The sequence below is a fragment of the Agromyces binzhouensis genome (assembly GCF_004135055.1).
Lineage (GTDB): Bacteria > Actinomycetota > Actinomycetes > Actinomycetales > Microbacteriaceae > Agromyces > Agromyces binzhouensis.
On the sequence record NZ_SDPL01000760.1, the window covers coordinates 1 to 707 of the forward strand.

A 707-nucleotide genomic window follows, 5' to 3' on the forward strand; every position below is an offset into this window, starting at 1 on the left:
CCGCCGCACGGCGCCGGTCGCGAGCAGTTCGGCCGCGGCCGTCTGGGCGATGCCCGGCACGGGGCAGGTCTCGTCGTCGCGGACGGCGGCGACGGCCTCGCGCAGTGCCGGGTTCGCGGGCAGCACGAGGTAGCCGAGCCGCAGCCACGGCGTGAGCACCTTCGAGAAGCTGCCGATGAGCACGGCGTGGCCCGTGCGGTCTAGCGAGGCGAGCGCGGGCAGCGGCGGACCGACGTGGCGGAACTCGCTGTCGTAGTCGTCCTCGAAGACGAGCGCGTCGGATGCCTCGGCCCAGTCGAGCAGCGCCAGGCGCGTCGCGACGGGCAGCCGCCCGCCGAGCGGGTACTGGTGGCTCGGGGTCACGAGCACGGCGTGCGGTGCGGGGCGGATGCCGCGGAGCGCGTCGACGTCGATGCCGTCGCGGTCCACGGGCACGGGGACGGTCTCGAGCGCGCCGCGGCGCACGAGCACGCGACGTGCCGACGGGTACCCGGGGTGCTCGACGGCGACCCGCGGGGTGCCGTCGACGAGGATCCGCAGCGCGGTCGCGAGGAGCGCGACGGCGTCGCTGGTGCCTGCGGTGACGACGACGTCGTCGGGTGAGCTGGTCACGCCGCGGGCGTGTCGCAGGTGCTCGGCGATCTCGGCGCGGAGGCGGGGCGAGCCGAAGTCGGGCGCGGTGTCGTCGGGCACGGCGTCGCGGGCCG

At 76.7% G+C, this 707-nt stretch carries 1 protein-coding gene; it reads right to left on the reverse strand.

Annotated features, from left to right (window positions below):
• Positions 1-693: aminotransferase-like domain-containing protein (locus ESO86_RS18085; RefSeq protein WP_165308404.1), on the reverse strand; the 693-nt coding region annotated here is incomplete at its 3' end.
• Positions 694-707: the final 14 nt, after the last annotated feature.